Raw genomic sequence first — 18091 nt, 5'->3', positions numbered from 1 at the left:
TTACTATTGGCTTTGTTGCACAAAGATTTGAAATGCAAAGCGCCCCTAATTGAGCCAAATTTAAGGCGTAACTTGGGTAAGTGGTCGACCTAATTCCGTAAATCTGTTGAGGACTGCTACACGTGCATGCATCTCATTGACTTGGCTTCGAAAGTTTCTCGAACTGAGTTTATCCCCCAATAATTTGATGCAATGCATCTTAGTTTCAACCAAACTTCGGCGATGATAGCCTGACCATTTTTTCCATAATGTCCTGCCTAAACGTGTAACTGTTCGAAGTAATTCATTTCGCTCTAGCAAGCTACTCTTTGTATCTTTCCAGGGTTTCGCATTTTTTCTAGGTGGAATCACCGCATGCGCTTGCCGATCTGCAATGACCTCACGGCATTGCTTGGTGTCATAAGCTCCATCGGTATAAACAGAGTTAATCTGCTCATCTTGTGGAATCTGATTAAGTAAATCACCAAGCACCTGTGAATCACTGACATTATTGGTTGTAAGCTGAACTGCTCGTATTTGTAGGGTTTTAGCATCTATACCAATATGAAGTTTACGCCATTGGCGACGATATTCAGGTCCATGTTGCTTGCGTTTCCATTCGCCCTCACCTAGAAGCTTCATGCCTGTAGAGTCCATGAGTAGATGCAGCCCATCGCTACTTTTTTGGTAGCTGATTACAATATCAATATGCTTTTGTCTTCTACAAAGCGTGGTGTAATCTGGAGCTATCCAATTTAATCCGCAAAGTTTAATCAGACTTTGCACAAAGCCAGTGACCATACGTAAAGACAGACGGAATAAGGATTTAATCATTAAGCAGCATTGGATGGCTGCGTCGGAGTAGGTTTGATTTCGCCCTTGTTTGCCTTTTGATGGCGCATACCATTGCGTAGCAGGATCAAACCAAATGGCAATATTTCCGCGACTCATGAGTGCTCGGTTATATGCGGGCCAATTGGTTGTGCGGTAGATTTTGTGTGTAGGCTTCTTCATTTGAAAATTATATCGCTGAAAAAGCCTTTACAGATAGGTTTGTGCAACAAAGCCTCGTAAATCCACAAAAATTTATCCACGCACAATTCATTGTGAATGCGACAGAATTTCCAAACATGAATTTAGTTCACTTTGGTGTGAGATTAAATCATTTTTATTCATGTGATCATTCAGGTATAAATTAAACCACGCTCTTAACGATAGATCATATTCATCGTTTCTTCTTAGCCTGATGCTCAGAAAAATCTGAGAAGGTTGGAAAGACGATTTGCTAGAAAGATCCAAAAAGAAAATTGGACCCTCTAGAAAGAGCATGAAAGAAATTCAGTTTTATCGCAGAAATATAGGGTAACAGATCGCCATGAGTACAGAGTTTGCATGTTCAATTAAACGCATTCGTTTTGATGAAAACTATCAACCAGCAGATAACACACGTCTAACGACGAACTTTGCTAACTTGGCGCGCGGTGAAAGTCGTGAGCAGAATCTACGTAATACACTTCGTATGATTAATAATCGTTTCAATGCCTTAGCACAAACAGATAACCCGAATGGTGATCGTTATTCGCTTGAAATCGATATTATTTCTGCAAATTTAGACATTGAGGGGAATGGTCAAACTTTCCCAATTATTGAAATGCTGAAAAGCACGATTAATGATCATCATACCCATCAGCGTATTGAAGGTATGATTGGGAATAGCTTCTCATCTTATGTACGTGACTACGATTTTAGCGTGGTGCTGAAAGAACATAATAAAGAGAATTCGACGTCGTATGCACCTGAAGGTTTTGGTGATTTACATGGCAAGCTGTATCAATATTTGGTGAACTCAGAGACGTTTAAAGCAGAGTTTAATCAACAGCCTGTGATTTGTTTGAGTGTTTCAACAGCGAAGAAGTATCACCGTACTGCAAATGAGCATCCTGTTTTAGGCGTTGAGTATAAACAAGATGAATATTCACGTACCGATGAGTATTTCCATAAAATGGGCTTACAGGTTCGCTTCTTTATGCCAAAAGGGAGCGCTGCACCTTTAGCATTCTATTTTGCGGGTGATTTACTGCGGGACTACACCGATCTTGAGTTGATCAGTGCGATTAGCACCATGGAAACCTTCCAAAAGATTTATCGCCCTGAAATTTACAATGCAAACTCATCAGCGTCCCAAGTCTATCAGGCTAGCCTAGAGTATCCAGATTACTCATTGACACAAATTGTCTATGACCGTGTTGAACGTGGTCAGCTCGCGGTTAAGCAAGGTAAATGGACTGAAGAGAACTTTATTAAGCCGTATCAAGACATCCTTGAAAAATGGGCTGCGAATTATACCGTAGACAGCAACGTTGCTTAATTTAACTGAAATAGAATATTGAAATAGAGATTTAAAATGGCCATTTTATTACCAACATCAACTGCGGGCAGCTTACCGAAACCTTCTTGGCTTGCTGAGCCTGAAAAACTTTGGTCACCTTGGAAACTCGAAGGTGAGGCATTACTCGAAGCGAAACAAGATGCTTTACGTTTGTCATTACAAGAACAAATCCATGCAGGTATTGATATCGTTAGTGATGGTGAACAAACCCGTCAACATTTTGTGACGACGTTTATTGAACATCTGGATGGCGTTGATTTTGAGAAACGCGAAACGGTTCGTATCCGTAATCGTTATGATGCGAGCGTGCCTTCAGTAGTCGGTGCAGTAAGCCGACAAAAACCGGTATTTGTTGAAGATGCTAAGTTTTTACGCAGCCAAACAAATCAGCCGATTAAATGGGCGTTACCGGGTCCAATGACCATGATTGATACGCTGTATGATGGTCACTACAAAAGCCGTGAAAAATTGGCTTGGGAATTTGCCAAAATTCTGAATCAAGAAGCACGTGAGTTAGAAGCTGCGGGCGTGGATATCATTCAGTTCGATGAACCTGCATTTAATGTGTTCTTTGATGAAGTGAATGACTGGGGTGTTGCAACGCTTGAACGAGCACTTGAAGGTCTGAAATGTGAAACTGCGGTTCATATTTGCTATGGCTATGGTATCAAAGCCAATACCGATTGGAAAAAGACCTTGGGTTCAGAGTGGCGTCAATACGAAGAAGCATTCCCTAAACTGCAACAATCTAAAGTTGATATCATCTCACTCGAATGTCAAAACTCGCGTGTACCAATGGATCTGATTGAGCTGATTCGCGGTAAAAAAGTCATGGTCGGTGCGATTGATGTTGCAACCAACACCGTTGAAACACCTGAAGAAGTTGCGAATACACTACGTAAAGCACTTCAGTTTGTCGATGCAGATAAACTCTATCCTTCGACCAACTGTGGCATGGCACCTTTAGCACGTGAAGTGGCACGTGGTAAGCTGAATGCGTTAAGCGCAGGTGCAGAAATTATTCGTAAAGAACTTTCGGCTTCATACGCAGCAAGCGCGTGATGTGAACGGGCTATCTATTTGATCAGAAATGGGTAGCTCGTATTCCATTTAAAAGCATGTGTCCGTTCTACTGAGGAATAAAATGATGATTGAAGCAACAGACTTTAGAGATGCAATGTCTTTGTTAACCAGTGCAGTCAGTGTCGTAACTACGGCAGGCATGGCTGATCGTCATGGATTCACAGCATCTGCCGTATGCAGTGTGACGGATACACCACCGACATTATTGGTCTGTATGAATAAAGCATCGCGTTCACATGCACATTTTGTCGACAATAAAATTTTATCGGTGAATGTGTTAGGCGCACAACATCAGCATATTTCGAATGTCTTTGCATCTAAAATGACGTCTGAAGAGCGTTTCAAACATGGTGTGTGGACAGAGCTAGAAACGGGCGCACCTGTTTTAAAGGATGCTTTGGTCAATTTTGATTGTGAAATTGATGATATTCAAGAAGTGGGAACACATACGGTTTTTATGTGCCGTATTGTCGCGATTCAACAAAGCCAACATGAGCAAAGTTTAGTGTATTTTAATCGTGCTTATCATCAGGTGGGGCAGACCGAAACGGTTTAATTTCACTTTTTATTGAACATCAAGGCTCTGAAATGGCTTCCCAAATCATAGATTTTCCTCGGCTTGACTGTAGATTTGACTGTATTGAGCCCATTTGAAAAATCGAAAGGTTTTCATTTAGGTCACAAGATGGTGAAAATCGGGCAACAGTGTCGGGAAATAATAAATCTAAAAATCCGATAAAAATAATAAAAACTTACTGTTTTACCAATTTTTGGTTTGTGCGTATTCTTGCTTCATCACTTAAGCACTCTCACAAATCTTTTGAGGACGAATACATGAGTTTAATCAATACTGAAGTTAAGGCGTTTAATGCAACAGCTTACCAAAATGGTGAATTCATTGAGTTGTCTGAGCAAAACTTGAAAGGTAAATGGTCTGTCGTATTTTTCTATCCTGCTGATTTCACCTTTGTGTGTCCAACAGAATTGGGCGACTTAGCCGATCACTATGCTGAATTTCAAAAACTCGGTGTGGAAATTTACGGTGTATCGACCGATACCCACTTTACCCATAAAGCATGGCACGACACGTCAGATGTGATTGGTAAAATTCAGTATCCATTGATTGGCGATCCAACTTGGACTTTGTCTAAAAACTTTGATGTGCTGATTGAAACAGAAGGTCTCGCAGACCGTGGTACTTTTGTGATTGATCCTGAAGGTAAAATCCAAATTATTGAAATTAATGCTGGCGGTATTGGTCGCGATGCATCTGAACTATTACGCAAAGTGAAAGCAGCACAATATGTGCATGCGCACCCAGGCGAAGTATGTCCTGCAAAATGGAAAGAAGGTGAAGCAACGCTTGCACCGTCAATCGACTTGGTTGGTAAAATCTAAGTCAACCTCGATGGTTGCATTGTGCTGAGTCATGAGCATGATGCCTGTACAAAATCAGCCCAAGTGGCTGATTTTTTATGTGGGTTCTTTTAGCTTTTACCTATGGTAACCCTTGCAGGTGCTGGCAAAGTCTCTTAAACCTTGGATCAAATGCTCAATCAGTTTCTCCATGACCAAACGTTGTCTTTTACGTGAAGCATAGACCAACTGTACGGTTCCAATATTGAAACACCAGTCGGGCAAAATGTGAACTAGGCGACCTGAAGCAATATCTGCCCCTACCTTTAAGTAAGGTAGGTTGGTAATGCCGAGTCCATCCAGAGTCAAAATAATAATAGTCGTCAAATGAATGCATGATGGATTCAAGTCTGTATTGATTTGTGACCGAAGGCATTCTGTGGTGGATGATCTGATACTGTATCATCGCTAACGATTGCGCACGACAAAAAAGCGATCCGAAGATCGCTTTTACTGAGGGCTGATTATTTTTGAGCCGTATTTTTGCTATAGCTTTGAATCAGGTTTTTATAGTCTGGAATATGCGCTGCAAAGAGTGAACCGAGGCCTTCAATATCATTAAGCCAGTCGCGGTGTAATTCACATGCTGCACCAAACCATGACATCAGCTGCGCGTCTGCCTGAGATATGCGATCCCATACTGCATCACGTGTGATGGGGTTAATTGTCCTATTTTTGTGATTCTGTGTACTAGTGCAGCGCTATAAGAGGGCTGAGGAAAGGGGTAGTATAGATTGCATATTCATCCTATCGATATAGGAGTTCCAAGATGAAAAAAGTAATTGGTGTTTATCGTAATCAAGACATGCATTGGGTTGGTGATGGTTTTCCTGTCAAAAACCTCTTTTCATATGACCGCTTAGGACAAGCGATTAGTCCGTTTCTACTTTTGGACTATGCAGCACCTTACAAATTTGATCCAACCACATCGCAACGTGGTGTGGGTTCACACCCGCATCGTGGCTTTGAAACGGTTACCATCGCCTATAGCGGTGAAGTGACGCACAAAGACTCTAGCGGCGGCGGTGGTACCATCAATACTGGCGATGTACAGTGGATGACTGCGGGTTCAGGTGTGGTACATGAAGAGTTTCATTCTCCTGCCTTTACTGAGCATGGTGGTTTGTTTGAAATGGTGCAACTTTGGGTGAATTTGCCAGCCAAAGACAAAATGACCACACCGCGTTATCAAGCCTTGACCGTGGCGGATATCCCGCGCATCGAAATGGATGACAATGCTGGACACATACGCGTGATTGCGGGGGAGTTTGGTGGTCATCATGGCCCTGCTCAAACGTATAGTCCCGTCAATGTTTGGGATGGTGAATTAAAAGCAGAGTATGAAACTTTTATCCATGTGCCCGTCACGCATAACACGATTGTGGTGGTACTCAGTGGTGAAGTGCTGATTAATGGCACGCAAAAAGTGGTGGATAGTTCGATTGTGATGTTTGCTCAAGATGGCGAAGCTGCAATTCAACTACAAGCGCTGCAAGACACTAAGTTCTTGGTGTTGACTGGTGAACCACTAAATGAGCCAATTCAAGGTTATGGTCCATTTGTGATGAATAGCAAAGCGGAAATTGTGCAAGCTTTTGACGATTTTAATCGTGGCAAGTTTGGTGAAATCCCCGTTGCTGTGGTGGACTAAAATCTTGTCGCTAAAAAGAAGAAATCCCTACTCGGTCAAGGGTAGGGATTTTTTAGGCGCTGTAGTCTTCTTGTTTTGCATAGTTGGTCATGAATTATTATGTGATGTAATTATCGTTTTTATGCGGGGCGAATATTAGCGCTTTTTCGCTGGTTTGTAAAACGGAAGTTATAAAAATAGTTAATTTATATACTTTGTTTTTAAAGGGTTTATATTTTTATTTAAAATAAAATGTATAAAAAACCTGTGTTTATTTAAGTGACTTTTTAGTGTAATAAAATGTAATTTAAGCAAATATCGTCCTACCAGTGCGGCACACGAAAAAATGTGATTCTGGTATTTTTTAATAGCCCTATTTTTTCGACATTAGGTCATAATTTCAGTCAATATAAGTCAGACTGACGGATCATAATTTTGGATATTGCAGTTATTGGTAGCGGCATGGCCGGTCTTGCTACCGCAAGAATTCTAAAGGATGCTGGGCATAATATCACTATTTTCGAAGCACTGACTGGGCGAGGGATGGATAGCCACAGTACAGAGTTTGAAGGTGGTCTGATTGATGCTCCGTTACGTGTCATGAACCCACACTTATGGAAAAACACCTTAAGTCTTGCGACTTATTTAGGCATCAAAACGTATCCTGTACGCACCTACATGGCGTGTAGTTGGTTGTTTGAAGACCGTACAGAAACATGGCTAACCACTACCCGTAGCCGCATTGGCAATTTTCCAATTATCAATAACCGCAAAGGCCTGCAGCAGTATGGATGGCGCTTGGTTAAAGGTATGTTGCAGCTTAAAACCGCGATTGCTAAATTCTTCAAATCTAAAGATCAAGACATTACTTTGGCTGAATTTATCAACCAGCATGACATTGAAGAAGTGTTTTGGCATGGCGCAGTCATGCCTGTGCTCTATACCATATGTACTTGTAATCCAAAAACCATCGGCGAATGGCCAGCGAAACCGCTGTTGATCTTTTTACGTCAGTTGACGGATGGTGATGCTTTATTGCGTATACAAGGTGGAACACCGGCCTTGGTCGATAAATTGATTGAAAACATCAATATCCAAAGCGGATCTGCTATTAGCAAAGTCACTGAACAAGGTGACAAGGTTTTAGTTGAAAATAATAAGGGCGAACAGCAACTGTTTGACCGTGTGGTGGTGGCAACGCCAACCACAAAAATTGAAGAGTTTTTAGATCCTGTTCAGTTTGCAGATGATATTGCTCTGTTAAAACAATTCCGTTTTGAGCAAGGTCAGCTGGTGATCCATACTGATCCTTCCGTGATGCCACCTAAGCGTAAAGACTGGTCGGTGCTGAGCTATATGATGGACCGTAAGTTTACCCGTCAACAGTTCACGGTTTGGCTTAATTCAGTCGAACCAAGTCTGGTCGGTAAAAACGCCGTGTTCCAAACGTGGCAGCCTGTGACCGAGATTGACCCGAAAAAAGTGATTTCAACAGTAATTTTGACCCGTGCGGTGGTGGACTCGCAAACTGTGGCTTTGAATAAAGAGTTACAACAACGCCATAAGAGTGCTAACCGAAAAGTCTTCTTCTGCGGTTCATGGTCGTGCGATGGTCTGCCTATTTTAGAGTCTGCCGTAACTTCAGCAATGCATATTGCAGAAATTTTCGGTGCACCATTGCCGTTTGTTGGATTAAAACCTAAAGTTGAGGTTGCCCCACAACTCGGCTACTAAAGCATGAAATGGCTCCAAACCTTACAGCGACATCTGCCGAAACATAAATATGCAATTGATGCAAAACAATTGGGAGATCACGCTGTATTGGCTTGGAGCAATCTTGGCTATTGGGATGATGCAAGGTCATCCTATCCTGAGGCTTGCCAAACACTGGCAATACACCTTGCTGATCGATTACAGCTAAAATCAAATGACCGTGTTTTAGACTTGGGTTGTGGGCAGGGCGCGAGTCTATTGCTGTGGCAGCAGCATTACCATGTTCAGCAACTTTGTGCGGTTGAGTTACAAGCCGAATGTGTTCAGCGTATACAACACACTTTAAATTCAAATATACACATCATTCAAACGTCATTTTTAAATTTAAATTCAAAGCTATTTTCAGCACCTTTTAATGTGGTGTTTTGCCTCGATGCCGCTTATCACAGTGATTTAAATTCATTTCTAAGATCAACCCATTCTGTTTTAAATTCAAAAGGTCGGATTGGTTTTCACTATCTGATGTTGAGTGATGCATTTTTGAATTTAAATCGTTTTGAGAAACTTCAACTGAAAATGCTGTTAAAAGCAGCCGATGTTCATTTGGAACATCTTCAGTTAGAAGCGAATTTGAAGCATTCGATAGAAGCGCAAGGCTATCAGCAGGTTGCTATTGAAGATTTATCAGATGCAGTTTTGGCGGGTTTTTCTCGTTATTATCATGTGCATTTAGCACAGCAGGTCGCTCAAAGTTTAGATCATTTCAAAATTAAAATGACCGCTAAGCTCTGCCAAAAATTATTTGAACAGGGCATCGTGCGCTATGTTCAAATTACGGCAATGAAAGACAATTTAAAATGAAATAAAAAACCAAAGGGCCAGAAACAACAAAGCCTCACTAAAAAGCGAGGCTAAGTATAAAATGGTGCCGGCACACGGATTCGAACTGTGGACCTACTGATTACAAGTCAGTTGCTCTACCAACTGAGCTATGCCGGCAACGTGGTGAGAATAATAGCGGATTTTCTTGAAAACGCAAGCCAAAAAGTGAGCGATTGAAATGCGCATGATTGTTTGTGCAAACTTCACCCACCTAAGGGTGGGTGAAAGCTAAGAATAAAATTTGGGTGGCTGTGATGAAACTGTTTTTAAATAGGGTGAAGTGAAAACATGGAACTTATTTGCTCCTTAAAATTTGATCGAGGTCTTGGGCACATTCTTCCAACGTAAAAGCCATGTCGAGTTGCATTTGAGGTTTGAGTTCATTGGCCAGCGTTCTCCATTGTTCAATCAGACGAATTGCTTTTTGAATTTTATGTTTGTTGACATCCTTTGCAAGGGTTGGGGTATAACCGCCTCGTTTAGCGTTTTTAATTTGTTTGACATAATTGGTGCTGTTATTCATTCTGACTCCCGAATAGCAGTTTTATTGGTCAATTTTGTGTTTCGCTAGTTATATACCGCAAATGAATTGTGCTTCATAAACATTGCATCTAGATGATCATTGATAATTTATTTTAACCTCCCTTAGAAATTGTTTTAGCTCAAGTTTGAATCAGGTTCAAGCGTTTATTTTTGAATAAATATTTCACTTTGTGGTGCAAATGGCTTTGTTGCACAAAGATTTGAAATGCAAAGCGCCCCTAATTGAGCCAAATTTAAGGCGTAACTTGGGTAAGTGGTCGACCTAATTCCGTAAATCTGTTGAGGACTGCTACACGTGCATGAATTTCATTCACCTGACTAGGAAAGCTTCTTGCCATTAATTTATCGCCTAATAATTTGATGCAATGCATCTTGGTTTCCACCAAACTGCGGCGATGATAGCCTGACCATTTTTTCCATAGTGTCCTGCCTAAACGTTTAATTGTTCGAAGTAATTCATTTCGCTCTAGCGAGCTACTCTTTGTATCTTTCCATGGTTTCGCATTTTTTCTAGGTGGAATCACCGCATGCGCTTGCCGATCTGCAATGACCTGACGGCATTGCTTGGTGTCATAAGCTCCATCGGTATAAACACAGTTAATCTGCTCATCTTGTGGAATCTGATTAAGTAAATCACCAAGCACCTGTGAATCACTGACATTATTGGTTGTAAGCTGAACTGCTCGTATTTGTAGGGTTTTAGCATCTATACCAATATGAAGTTTACGCCATTGGCGACGATATTCAGGTCCATGTTTCTTGCGTTTCCATTCGCCCTCACCTAGAAACTTCATGCCTGTAGAGTCCATGAGTAGATGCAGCCCATCGCTACTTTTTTGGTAGCTGATTACAATATCAATATGCTTTTGTCTTCTACAAAGCGTGGTGTAATCTGGAGCTATCCAATTTAATCCGCAAAGTTTAATCAGACTTTGCACAAAGCCAGTGACCATACGTAAAGACAGACGGAATAAGGATTTAATCATTAAGCAGCATTGGATGGCTGCGTCGGAGTAGGTTTGATTTCGCCCTTGTTTGCCTTTTGATGGAGCATACCATTGCGTAGCAGGATCAAACCAAATGGCAATATTTCCGCGACTTATGAGTGCTCGGTTATATGCGGGCCAATTGGTTGTGCGGTAGATTTTGTGTGTAGGCTTCTTCATTTGAAAATTATATCGCTGAAAAAGCCTTTACAGATAGGTTTGTGCAACAAAGCCTCGTTTTGATGAAACCTTAAAGCAGGCCTTTAAAGCGACTGATATCAAGCTCGATACCAAAGAGAAAAAACAATTCCTCGATGCCATTACTTGGAAAAACCCTGAAGCGGATCCAGTCATTAGTAAAGCTGTAAAAGGTGCTGAAAACCCACTTTATGGTCAGTTTACTTACAACGGTAAAGTGGTTGAATTTGTACAAGATGGTGATTTACGTGATGCGGAAAATATTGCGCTTAATCCAAACGTAGATACCATCGATTTAATTGAGTCTTACTTTAAACGTGAAGTTCAGCCGCATGTGCCGGATGCTTGGATCAATGCCGACAAGCGTGATGATAAAGATGGCGAGATTGGCATAGTAGGTTATGAAATTCCGTTTAATCGTCATTTTTATGTGTATGAACCGCCACGTGACCTGGCCGAGATTGATGCGGATCTGGATGCGGTGAGCCGTGAAATTATGGCACTTCTGCAAGAGGTGCATTCTTAATGGCAAAGTATCAGAAATATGCTGAGTATCAAGATTCAGGGGTTGAATGGTTGGGGGAGATTCCTAAAGATTGGGGAGTTCTCAAGTTAAAGTATGCAGTTGATTTGATATCTGAGAAATCTCAGGATATCAATCAAAAATATGTAGGGATGGAAAATATTACCTCTAAAAATGGTAAATATGTTCACACTGAGGAAGTTATTCCTGAAGGAATTTCAAATACATTTAAAGACAATGATGTCCTATTTGGGAAATTAAGACCCTACTTAGCTAAATCTTGGTTAGCAAGTTTTTCTGGAATATGTTCTTCAGAACTTCTTGTCTTAAGGGCTAAGGAAATTTGTCCCAAGTTTTTGCAATATTATACTTTGACTGATGAATTTATTAATCAAGTTGATTCATCGACATATGGGTCAAAAATGCCGAGGGCTAGTTGGGAGTTTATAAGTTTATTATCTATACCTAAGTGTTCCTTTGACTTATCTATAAAGATCGCCAATTTCCTCGACCATGAAACCGCACAAATTGACACTTTAATTGCCAAACAAGAAAAGCTGATTGAACTGCTTAAAGAAAAGCGTCAAGCGGTGATTAGCCATGCCGTGACTAAAGGACTGAATATAAATGCCCTAATGAAAGATTCGGGTGTTGAATGGTTAGGGCAAGTGCCGGAGCATTGGACGGTTTCTCGTTATAAATATTGTACTAGCCGAGTAGTTGTGGGTATTGCTGAGGCTGCTACTCATGCTTATAGTGAGAAAGGTATACCTATAATTCGCGCTACTAATATCAAAGAAGAAGGGATAAATATAAATGACACACTATATTTAAAAGAAAGTTTCGCAAATATGAATGAAGGTAAATATCTTTATACAAATGATATTATAACTGTACGAACTGGCTATCCCGGTATCAGTGCTGTTATCCCTGAAACGCTAGATAAATCTCATTGTTTTACAAACTTAGTTTCAACACCAAAATCTAGTCATTGTCCTCATTTTTTGAACGAATATCTTAACTCTAGAATGGGGAAAGCATATTTTGCATTATTTGGCTGGGGTAGTGCTCAAAAAAATATTAGTGTGCCTATTTTACAAGAATTTCCAATTGCATACCCGGAATTAGCTGAACAAAAAAAATAGTTGTAGCAGTTCAAAATGAGAAAAATAAATTTAACCTACTAGGGTCTGTTGACACTTACTGTTCATAATTAACCCTATAACGGTAGCCATAAAAATATACAGGCTAAGGCAACAGAACTTTGATAATTTCTTTTGAGCTTGTCATATCGAGTAGCTATTCCTCTAAATTGCTTTAATCTACAAAACATATTTTCAACTAAATGCCTGATTTTATATAAATACCAGTCCATATGGTCATTGTTCGATTGGCTATTCGTTTTCTTTGGTATATTCGCTTTAGTCCCTGTTTTCCTGATCTGTTCACGCAGTGGTTCTGAATCATAGCCTTTATCTGCGCATACCACTTTTGTCTCTTTTAAATCTAATGTTGATATTAAATCAGGCGCAACTTTAACATCATGTGTGGTTCCATCGGTAATCATGAAATCAATAGGATTACCATGTGCATCAACAATCAAATGTATTTTTGAGGAGTTTCCTCCTACACTTTTAGAAATAGATTGATTCGCTATGCCGGCAGAATGTTGATGAGCACGTACATGAGAGCCATCAATAAAAATCCATTCCATATCGGGGCATGAGGCTAGTAATTTGAATAATCTAAGTAACTTACCGCTGCTTGACCAACGATTAAAACGTTTGAAAATAGAGTTTGAATGACCAAAACAAGAAGGAATATCTCGCCACGGACAACCTGTTCTAATTCTATAGAGAATAGCTTCAATAAAATTGCGTAAATTTGAGTTGTGGTGAATGGATAAATTACGCAGAATAACTTTCAACTTTTGCCAGTGTTGATCTGTCAGCATGGTACGAGGCATAGCGAATAGTAAAATTGGGTTTGGTGATTTGATTTTACTACTTCGCTATTTTTTTAAGCTAAAAGTGTCAACACACCCTAATTTCAAATGTACAAAATTCAATAAAATTAATGCAAGAACGCCGAACCGCACTTATATCTGCTGCCGTCACAGGAAAGATCGACGTACAAAACTGGCAAAACCCAACTGAGGCTAAAATGGAGTTTAGCGCATGAGTTTAGATGCTACTCGGGAAAATATCTTCCAAAACGATATGATTCAGCATATGCAAGCCAATGGTTGGGTATTGGGTGTAGCCAAACACTATGACCGTGAAAATGCACTGTATAGCGCAGACGTTCTAAACTTTGTACAAACGACGCAGCCTGAAGAATGGAACAAGTTTTGCCAGAACTATCCTGTCGACTCAGAACAAAAATTTATTGATGCCTTGGTGGTACAGCTTAAAAAAGCCGACATCAATGCTACCGATCAAGCTTCACGTAGTTACGGTACATTGGGTGTGTTACGTCATGGGCTAAAAATTCGTAATGCACGTTTTAAACTGTGCCAGTTTAAACCTGAGCATAATCTCAATGCCGATACCTTGGCACGTTATGAGCAGAATATTTGCCGTGTCGTGCCTGAGTTGGTGTATAGCCCATATGCCACTAAAGCAGAATTAGAAAGTACCGGTGTGCAAGCCAAAAAATGGCGCATTGATCTAGTACTGTTTATCAATGGTTTACCAGTCTCTACGCTAGAGCTTAAATCTGAATTTAAGCAAACTGTACAAAATGCGATTACCCAATATAAAAAAACGCGATTACCGAAAGACCCTGATACAGAGGTGGTCCCACTTGTTTGAACAACTAAAAGCGTATTTATAAGTGATATTCCGCTCTAGTTAAGCCACCTTGTTTTGTTGGGGTAGCTGATCATAGTAAAACTCATTTGGTGTCAATTTGTCTAGACTCGAATGAGGTCGTTTCAAATTATAAAACTCAAAATATGCACTCAATTGCTTTTTCGCATCTGTGACACTGCTATAAGCTTTGAGATACACCTCTTCATATTTAACGCTCCGCCATAATCGTTCAACCATCACATTATCAATCCATCGACCTTTACCATCCATACTGATTTGAATGCCATTTGATTTCAATACATCAATAAATGCATCACTGGTGAACTGACTGCCTTGGTCTGTATTCAATATTTCAGGTGATCCATATTTTTCAATTGCTTCATTTAAAGCCGAAATACAAAAATCCACCTCCATACTAATCGATACCCTATGCGCAAGTACCTTGCGGCTATGCCAATCAATCACAGCACATAAATAAACAAAGCCTTTTGCCATAGGGATATACGTTATATCCGTAGACCACACTTGATTACTGCGCAGAATAGCCAACCCTTTGAGCAGATATGGATATTTACGGTGAGCTTGATTAGCCTGGCTTAAATTTGGTTTGCAATATAACGCCTGAATACCCATTTTCTTCATTAAAGTACGTGTATGACGTCGTCCTATATGATGCCCTTGACGATTCAACAAATCACGCATCATACGACTGCCTGCAAAAGGATATTGCATATGTAATTCATCAATACATCGCATCAGTTTCAGATCTGATGAGCTAACAGGTTTTGGGCGATAATAATAACAACCACGAGAGACTTTCAGTAACTTAGCCTGTTTAGATACTGAAATCTGAAGTGAGTGATCGATTAACTTTTGTGGTTGAAGCGGCCCAGTTTCTTCAACACACCTTCTAAAAAATCAATTTCTAATGCCTGCTCACCGATTTTTGCATGTAACTTTTTAAGATCAATGGGGGGTTCTGATGGAGCTTTTGATTGATCGAAAGCTTGCGAGGAAGCTGAGATCAATTGATTTTTCCAGTCAATAATTTGGTTTTGATGAACATCAAACTCAGAACTCAATTCAGCAAGTGTTTTTTCTGCTTTGATCGCAGCAAGTGCTACCTTAGCTTTAAAGTCGTTTGAATGATTTCTTCTTGGTCTACGTGCCATAAAATACTCCATATATTGATGTTTATAACATCATTTGAGGAGCAGAATATCACTTATAGGAGTTGTTCAAATTTCCGGATCCATCTCTTACCAACAAGCCTGAACCACTACTGACCTTTAAACGTGGTGCATTGGTGCATTTTGCTGTGAGTCAGTATGAAGTCCATATGACCACACATCTGGCAGGCGATAGCACTTTTTTTCTACCTTTTAATAAAGGTACAAATGACGGTGGTGCAGGCAATAATGCACCTGAAGATCAAACCCGCTATGCCACTGAGTATTTATGGAATGAAGTTTTAACACCTGACAATTTGCTGAATATTCTCGGACGTTTTGTTCATTTGAATATTGAAGACAAAGAAGATGCTGAAGGGCGTAAATACAAGCGCGAGAGCCTGATCTTTCCACGTTACCATCAGTGGAATGTGGTAACCAAACTGGTTCAGGATGCCAAAGTTAATGGCACAGGGCATAAATACCTGATCCAGCACAGTGCAGGTTCAGGCAAGTCCAATTCGATTGCATGGACAGCGCATCAGCTGTCGACCTTGTACGATGAACATGGCAATAAACAGTTTGATTCCGTGATTGTGGTGACGGATCGCACCATTCTAGATGCCCAGTTACAAGATACGATTTATCAGTTTGAACATGCCGATGGCGTAGTGGGACGAATAAACAATAAAGAAGGCGATGGCTCCAAGTCAGAGAAACTGGCAACGTCACTGGAAAAATCTCAACCGATTATTATTGTCACCATTCAGACATTTCCCTTTGTACTCAAAGCCATTGAAAACAGCACTGCACTCAAAGAAAGACGTTATGCGGTCATTGCTGATGAAGCACATTCATCACAAAGCGGCTCAACGGCGCGACAGCTCAAAGAAGTCTTGATGACTGAGAGTAGTGATGAAGATGTCATGCTGTCTTCAGAAGATATTTTAGATGCCACTTTGGCAGCGCGTCGTGCCAATCCAAACGTCAGTTATTACGCCTTTACCGCAACACCTAAAGCCAAAACCCTAGAATTGTTTGGACGTTGCCCAAATCCTTTATTACCGCCATCGGCAGAGAATAAGCCTGAAGCCTATCATGTCTATTCCATGCGCCAAGCGATTGAAGAAGGCTTTATTTTAGATGTCCTGAAGAACTACACCAACTATAAAGTGGTGTATAAACTGACGCAAAAGCTGGCAAGCAAAGACCATGAGGTGGATGCTAAAAAAGCCAAGGTGAAGGTCAATCAATGGGTACGATTGCATGACCACAATATTTCACAAAAAGTAAAAGTGATCATTGAACATTTTAAAAAGAATGTGATGGGCCTATTGGGCGGTCAAGCCAAAGCTATGGTGGTAACCAGCTCACGTAAAGAAGCCGTGCGCTATAAACTGGCCTTTGATAAATATGTCACCGAACAGGGTTATCAGTCGATTCAAGCCATGGTGGCATTCTCGGGTGAGGTTGAGTTTAACGATTCAGATCCCAACAGCAGTACCTTGGTCGGGCAGAAATTTACTGAGCACAACATGAACCCGAATTTAAAAGGGCGTGAAATGCGTAAGGCATTTGACAGTGATGACTATCAGGTGATGTTGGTCGCCAACAAGTTCCAGACTGGCTTTGATCAACCGAAACTTTGTGCCATGTATGTGGATAAAAAACTTGGTGGAGTGGAGTGTGTACAAACCTTGTCCCGCTTAAACCGGACGTATCCGGGTAAAGCAGAGTCAGGCACTTTTGTACTGGATTTCTTTAATGAACCCGATGAAATTTTAGAATCCTTCCAGCCCTATTATCAAACCGCTGAACTGGCTGATGTGACCGATCCAGATAAGGTCTTTGAACTATTTAACAAACTCAAAAGCAATGGCATCTTTTTGTGGTCGGAAGTCGAGCAGTTTGCCACGGCATTCTTTAGCCGTAATAAATCCAACGCTGTATTGGCGAATATTTGTAAGCCAGCCATTGAGCGTTGGCAACAGCGTTATAACACAGCCATTACTGCATACAGTAAAACCAAAAACATGCTGGAACGCTGTAAACAAACGGGTGATGCTGTCTTGATTGGTAATGCGGAAAAGGATTTTGCTGAAGCCAAAAAAGCCAAAGATGAACTGGAAATCTTTAAAAAGGATTTAGGAACCTTCACTCGTTTTTATGAATTCATGTCACAGATCGTTGATTATGATGATAAAGAGCTGGAGAAGCTGAGTCTGTTTGCACGTAACCTGAGACCAATGCTACGTGAAAATATCATCTTGGATGATGAAATTGATTTAAGTAATGTCGAGATGAGTCACTATCGCTTATCTAAGCTACGTCAGATTGATATTGAGTTACAAGCCAATAGTAACGAGCATCAGCTAGAGCCAAGTAATGATGTCGGTAGTGCGACTGCTAAGGATAAAAAGGAGGATTTTTTATCTAGCATTATTCATCGTTTAAATGAAGTCTTCGTGACAGATAAGCTGACTGATCAAGATATGATTAATTACGCCAATACCATTGCAGACAAGGTTTATGAGAATAATGGGGTAATGTCGCAAATTGCCAATAACACGCGTGAGCAAGCGATGCTAGGTGATTTCCCTCGTGCCATTGATGATGCCATTTTAGGGAGTCATGAAGCGCATAGAGAGCAAATGATGCAATTGCTTTCAGATCCATCTAAGGCACATATTTTTGGTCATTTGATTTTTGATATGTTGGCGAATCGTGGGCAGATGCCTTTGAGATAGCTTTAATGCTTTAAGTTTTT

Annotated in this window: 13 protein-coding genes, 1 tRNA gene and 6 pseudogenes; 12 read left to right on the top strand and 8 right to left on the bottom strand. The window is 40.6% G+C overall.

Annotated features, from left to right (window positions below):
• Positions 1-60: 60 nt before the first annotated feature.
• Entirely contained in the window at positions 61-993 is a 933-nt protein-coding gene (locus tag HUK62_RS16855; protein ID WP_176538399.1) for an IS5 family transposase, read from the bottom strand.
• Between the two features lie 361 nt (positions 994-1354).
• On the opposite strand from HUK62_RS16855, the gene HUK62_RS16850 reads away from it, so the two are divergent.
• The 4 genes from HUK62_RS16850 to ahpC all read left to right on the top strand — a co-directional run bounded on the left by HUK62_RS16850 (position 1355) and on the right by ahpC (position 4849).
• The gene (locus HUK62_RS16850; protein WP_176538398.1) at positions 1355-2347 is read left to right on the top strand and encodes a DUF1852 domain-containing protein; all 993 of its coding nucleotides are present in this window, start codon (positions 1355-1357) and stop codon (positions 2345-2347) included.
• Between the two features lie 36 nt (positions 2348-2383).
• Positions 2384-3430: a methionine synthase gene (locus tag HUK62_RS16845; RefSeq protein WP_176538397.1), complete on the top strand. Its 1047-nt coding sequence runs from the start codon at positions 2384-2386 to the stop codon at positions 3428-3430.
• Between the two features lie 85 nt (positions 3431-3515).
• Positions 3516-4007 (top strand): flavin reductase, encoded by a 492-nt coding sequence (locus HUK62_RS16840; RefSeq protein ID WP_176538520.1) that lies wholly within the window; start codon positions 3516-3518, stop codon positions 4005-4007.
• A 278-nt stretch (positions 4008-4285) separates the two neighbouring features.
• Complete coding sequence (ahpC, locus tag HUK62_RS16835; protein ID WP_005401564.1) at positions 4286-4849, top strand: alkyl hydroperoxide reductase subunit C; 564 nt, start codon at positions 4286-4288, stop codon at positions 4847-4849.
• Positions 4850-4945: 96 nt separating this feature from the next.
• On the opposite strand, the pseudogene HUK62_RS16830 reads toward ahpC, so the two are convergent.
• Together HUK62_RS16830 and HUK62_RS16825 are read right to left on the bottom strand one after the other, a co-directional pair.
• Positions 4946-5167 (bottom strand): annotated as a pseudogene (locus HUK62_RS16830) (LysR substrate-binding domain-containing protein); the annotation flags it as partial.
• Positions 5168-5331: 164 nt separating this feature from the next.
• Positions 5332-5529, bottom strand: a pseudogene (locus HUK62_RS16825) (hydrolase); the annotation flags it as partial.
• 107 nt (positions 5530-5636) lie between these two features.
• On the opposite strand from HUK62_RS16825, the gene HUK62_RS16820 reads away from it, so the two are divergent.
• From HUK62_RS16820 to HUK62_RS16810, 3 genes are all read left to right on the top strand, one after another.
• Positions 5637-6518 (top strand): pirin family protein, encoded by an 882-nt coding sequence (locus HUK62_RS16820; protein ID WP_176538396.1) that lies wholly within the window; start codon positions 5637-5639, stop codon positions 6516-6518.
• A 414-nt stretch (positions 6519-6932) separates the two neighbouring features.
• Complete coding sequence (locus HUK62_RS16815) at positions 6933-8231, top strand: FAD-dependent oxidoreductase (RefSeq protein WP_005401568.1); 1299 nt, start codon at positions 6933-6935, stop codon at positions 8229-8231.
• Positions 8232-8234: 3 nt separating this feature from the next.
• Entirely contained in the window at positions 8235-9071 is an 837-nt protein-coding gene (locus HUK62_RS16810) for a class I SAM-dependent methyltransferase (RefSeq protein WP_176538395.1), read from the top strand.
• Positions 9072-9133: 62 nt separating this feature from the next.
• On the opposite strand, the gene HUK62_RS16805 is transcribed toward HUK62_RS16810, so the two are convergent.
• From HUK62_RS16805 to HUK62_RS16795, 3 genes are all read right to left on the bottom strand, one after another.
• Positions 9134-9209 (bottom strand) — tRNA-Thr (locus HUK62_RS16805).
• 178 nt (positions 9210-9387) lie between these two features.
• The gene (locus tag HUK62_RS16800) at positions 9388-9615 is read right to left on the bottom strand and encodes a hypothetical protein (RefSeq protein ID WP_004691623.1); all 228 of its coding nucleotides are present in this window, start codon (positions 9613-9615) and stop codon (positions 9388-9390) included.
• Between the two features lie 253 nt (positions 9616-9868).
• Complete coding sequence (locus tag HUK62_RS16795; protein ID WP_176538394.1) at positions 9869-10801, bottom strand: IS5 family transposase; 933 nt, start codon at positions 10799-10801, stop codon at positions 9869-9871.
• A gap of 58 nt (positions 10802-10859) precedes the next feature.
• On the opposite strand from HUK62_RS16795, the pseudogene HUK62_RS16790 reads away from it, so the two are divergent.
• Positions 10860-11345: pseudogene (locus HUK62_RS16790) on the top strand (SAM-dependent DNA methyltransferase); the annotation flags it as partial.
• Positions 11345-12487 (top strand): hypothetical protein, encoded by a 1143-nt coding sequence (locus tag HUK62_RS16785; protein ID WP_176538393.1) that lies wholly within the window; start codon positions 11345-11347, stop codon positions 12485-12487. The pseudogene HUK62_RS16790 and the gene HUK62_RS16785, both read left to right, overlap by 1 nt.
• A 74-nt stretch (positions 12488-12561) precedes the next feature.
• Here the strand turns inward: HUK62_RS16785 and HUK62_RS16780 are convergent, their stop codons facing one another.
• A complete protein-coding gene (locus HUK62_RS16780) occupies positions 12562-13308 on the bottom strand; it encodes an IS5-like element ISAba31 family transposase (RefSeq protein ID WP_005262957.1) in 747 nt (248 codons plus the stop codon).
• 98 nt (positions 13309-13406) lie between these two features.
• Here HUK62_RS16780 and HUK62_RS19150 point away from each other — a divergent pair.
• Both HUK62_RS19150 and HUK62_RS16775 read left to right on the top strand, forming a co-directional pair.
• Positions 13407-13523: pseudogene (locus tag HUK62_RS19150) on the top strand (type I restriction endonuclease subunit S); the annotation flags it as partial.
• A pseudogene (locus HUK62_RS16775) lies at positions 13520-14152 on the top strand (type I restriction endonuclease); the annotation flags it as partial. The pseudogenes HUK62_RS19150 and HUK62_RS16775, both read left to right, overlap by 4 nt.
• Before the next feature lie 42 nt (positions 14153-14194).
• On the opposite strand, the gene HUK62_RS16770 reads toward HUK62_RS16775, so the two are convergent.
• A protein-coding gene (locus tag HUK62_RS16770; protein WP_228723719.1) for an IS3 family transposase occupies positions 14195-15327 on the bottom strand; the annotation gives its coding sequence in 2 pieces (ribosomal slippage) (positions 14195-15075 and positions 15075-15327; 1134 coding nt in all).
• Positions 15328-15416: 89 nt separating this feature from the next.
• Here HUK62_RS16770 and HUK62_RS16765 point away from each other — a divergent pair.
• A pseudogene (locus HUK62_RS16765) lies at positions 15417-18071 on the top strand (DEAD/DEAH box helicase family protein); the annotation flags it as partial.
• Positions 18072-18091: the final 20 nt, after the last annotated feature.

The sequence above is a fragment of the Acinetobacter sp. NEB 394 genome, from assembly GCF_013374795.1.
GTDB lineage: Bacteria > Pseudomonadota > Gammaproteobacteria > Pseudomonadales > Moraxellaceae > Acinetobacter > Acinetobacter johnsonii.
The sequence above is the reverse complement of the archived record's forward strand: the minus strand, read 5'-3'. Positions and strand labels throughout refer to the sequence as shown.